Annotated in this window: 2 protein-coding genes and 1 pseudogene; all 3 read right to left on the reverse strand. The window is 41.7% G+C overall.

Annotation, left to right across the window (positions count from 1 at the left end; translation table 11 throughout):
- On the reverse strand, positions 1 to 1,038 hold a 1,038-nt coding region (locus tag AC1DVB_RS25775; RefSeq protein WP_477591626.1), incomplete at its 3' end, for a M14 family metallopeptidase.
- A gap of 185 nt (positions 1,039 to 1,223) precedes the next feature.
- Positions 1,224 to 1,343, reverse strand: a pseudogene (locus AC1DVB_RS25780) (transposase); the annotation flags it as partial.
- A 354-nt stretch (positions 1,344 to 1,697) separates the two neighbouring features.
- Positions 1,698 to 3,551 (reverse strand): LTA synthase family protein, encoded by a 1,854-nt coding sequence (locus tag AC1DVB_RS25785; protein ID WP_377332246.1) that lies wholly within the window; start codon positions 3,549 to 3,551, stop codon positions 1,698 to 1,700.
- Between the last annotated feature and the right edge of the window lie 217 nt (positions 3,552 to 3,768).

Below are 3,768 nucleotides of genomic sequence, written 5' to 3' on the forward strand. Positions count from 1 at the left end.
GAACCAATCTTTATACCCAGCATGGCTGTCAACGTATTTTACGGCCCGATACCCGCTGCGCTCCTCAAACTCTCTCGCAACATTCGCTGCCTGTTCAGGTTCATGTCCCTCATATCCCCAATAGAATTCTTTTCCCTGGGTGTGAAGTGCAAGCACTCTTTCAAAATTCCGTCTTATTGCCAGCTCCTTCATGGCCAATGCTTCTGGTTCTGATAACGCGGTTTCTCCTGGAAAATCCCTCGGTGCAGGGGCTTTTGGAATCTTTCTGCGCTTTTCAACCTCCCAGTTAGCAGGATATTGGTTATTCAGGTCTACACCGCGGATATTGGCTTTCCAAGCATAAAAGGCAGGATTGCCATTATTTATTTTTAAAACATCAACCTTCCCCTCTGCCGCCTCCTCCCCCTTTAGGACAAGGTCGACTCCATCCGGATTCACCATTGGAACGATCGAAATGGACATATCCCGGTAGTACGGCATACAGTCCATTCCGCAAAGTGTACGATCATTCGTTACTGCCAGCAGAAAATCATTCAGCCATTTCATCAAAACAGCCGTAGTGATCCATTCATTAGCGTGGAATGAACCGTTATAATGTATGATCTTTTCACCTTGACCGATTCTTACCTCAAGGAGTTCTTTTCCCAGCACACTCTTTCCGACCGATTCAACCTTAATAAAGGGGTAATGACAAGATAGAACATCAAGATCGTCAAGAAGTGATTGATATTCGWAGGGCTTGTCGGTGACTATCACGGGATTCATCACCCGGACGGGTACCGAAAAAGGCTTTTGTCCATCTTGATTCAATAATACTATCCCATCGATTGGCAGGTGATATTGTAAAGCGATTTCAGCAAAATCGATATCTAACCGGGACTCTTGCTGAACAATGTATCCAGGTATCTGTACTTCGATGCCATTTGGCAAAACTCCGCCAGTAATGGCCGGATTGGCATCCTCAATCAAAACCCGGGGAATTTGGAACAATTGACTGTAATATGCCAAATCATCCCCGCTTCTGCTCACAACTTTCATTCAGCCTCCGCCCCTTTCATTGTTTTATCTTTATGAAGGGAAAAACAGAAAGATGTTCAGGAAGTCTCTTGTTTCATAATTGTAAGGGATACTGATTTCCCTGAAAAAGCGAAAAAACCTGGATTGCGCCAAGTTTCAGGTTGTAGACAAAAGGTTAAGAGATTTGGGCTCTTAGAGCCACTATGTTATGCCATTGTAGGACCTTGCCATGTCCACGTGGCCATCTTCTTTAAATTAATGGCAGCGAAAGTAAGCATCACTTGCATCGATAATTTTTTAAGTCCCCTTAAAGTGGTCCAACGCAAAGTTGAGAAATGAAGGTATTTTATCATGAAAACCATAGCCTAAGAACCAACGTTAAGCCATATTTGTTTCCGTTTTAAAACAAAAAAGACTGTAGGCAAAAGAAGTTCTATCCAGATTTTTAAACATAGTTGATTGGAACGGAGGGTGCGAGACTCCTGCGGGAATAGCGAGTCCAAGGGAGACCCCACAGGCGCAAGGTGCGCCGAGGAGGCTCCCGGACCGCCCGCGGAAAGCGAGTGCCTGAAGTGGAAATCAACGTCCAAATTTGTACAAGCAAAAAAACTGTAGACAAACTCGATTTTCATCAAGGTTTGTCTACAGTCTGAAACCTGGATTGCGCCAGGTTTCCTTTTTCAAGGCTGCTCATAAAATCGGAGCAAATCCCCGTAAATGATTTTGTCGGAGTAATCAAGCTCCTGCTTTGCCTTTTCCAAATACTTCTCACATGAATCCTTTGCAGTCGCCGCGCCGGTGTTTTTATCATAGCAGGTATCCATCGTATAGAGGTAATCCTTCGTGATGAAACTGCTATCGCGAAGAACGGTGAACTCTAATTTCTCTTCGGAAAATAGATCTTTGCCGAATTCAATATAATCATCATTTTCAATTCCCAATAAATGAAGAAGAGTCGGCCTTACATCAATTTGGCCGGAAACGGTGGAAATCGTTTTTCCCTTCTGCCCGGGGACATGTATGATGAGCGGGACACGCTGAAGCTGGATCGATTCGAACGGAGTAATTTCCTTCCCAAGGAACTGGCTCATGGCAGAGTTGTGATTTTCAGAAATTCCATAATGGTCTCCGTATAGAACAATGATCGAATCCTCATATAATCCATTACGTTTCAAATCGCCGATAAACTGTTTCAAGGCTTCGTCGGTATAACGTACGGTCGGAAAATACTGATTCAATGTTTTGGAATTCGAATCGTAAGGTTCCAATGTCCGGTCTTCTTCATTCAAAGTGAATGGAAAATGATTGGTTAACGTTATGAACTTGGCATAAAAAGGCTCAGGCATCCTCTTCAAGTGAGAAATTGATTGTTTGAAGAACGATTTATCATTCAAACCCCAATTGATGGAATTCCCTTCAGACACTTTGTATTCATCACTATCATAAAACCGTTGGTACCCAAGAGAATCGTACATTATGTCACGATTCCAAAAGCTTTTATTATTGGCATGCAAGGAAGCCGTATAGTAACCTTTTTCCGATAAGATTTCAGGTGTGGCTTTGTATTCATTTTGGGCATGAGTGAAAAATACTGCACCTCTACCTAAAGGATAGAGGGAATTCTCAATAATGAATTCTGAATCGGATGTTTTTCCCTGGCCGGTTTGGTGATAAAAGTTATTGAAATAATAGCTATCTTTAATGAATTGGTTCAGAAAAGGAGTGATTTCTTCCCCGTTGACAGTTTTATTGATGACAAAGCTTTGAGTGGATTCCAATGATATAAGAATTACATTTTTGCCTTTTGCCAGACCATAAAGTTCATCATTAACTTCTTTTTGATTGGCACGGACATAATTTTCAATTTCCGACAATTCACTGCCATCAGCAAGTGCACGTTGAGCTGATGATTTYGTCTGTAATATTGCATCATAGAGGTGATAATGGTACGTACCGATATTCTTAACGAGGATTTCGCGGTCAAACGTTCTTGTCAGGAGTTCAGGACGCGCCGCTTCCGCTAAAGCTAAGTTAAAAAATGTCACTCCTAAAGCCATTAACAAATAGAATTTACGGTCCTGGGGATTGTAACGACTTTCATGAAATGCTTTTGGTTTGTATTTCAGCAGAAGCATCAAGCACAGAATATCGGCAAAATACAATAGATCACTCGGATTGATCAATTCATGTACACTGCTTCCAAGGTCGTTCATATTGCTCGTTTGAAAAAGAACGGGAATGGTTAAAAAATCATTGAAAAAGCGAAAAAAAACAAGATTGGCAAAGAGGACGAAGGTGATGAAAAAACTCATGATCAATAAGTATGCAGCCCGTCTATTTTCTTTTAAAAATAGATTCATGCCAAGTGTAAGTAAAAGGAAACTGACAGGATTGATGAATAGTATGAACTCCTGGATCCAATTATCAATATCTATCTCAAAACTTGTTTTATAGGCGATATATGTTTTAAGCCAAAGTGAAATCAATACGACCCAAAACAATGAATATCCCTGTTTTTTGAAGACCCTTTTCAATCCTGGTCCCTCCTCATCGAAGAAGCGCTGGATCTGCGATCCAGAGCGCCTCAATAATGGGTCATGGTTCTCCCCCTCAAAAAGGGGGAACTATCTTTGAATATTCCATCTTTTTTTCTTATAACCCTGATTGCCGGAGGGCAGCATGGAATCACGTATTCATTTGGCTTTTAATGAGCCAGGCTGCACCTATTACCCCTGCATCATTGCCTAGAGT

The organism is Peribacillus sp. P4_D6, assembly GCF_056401795.1.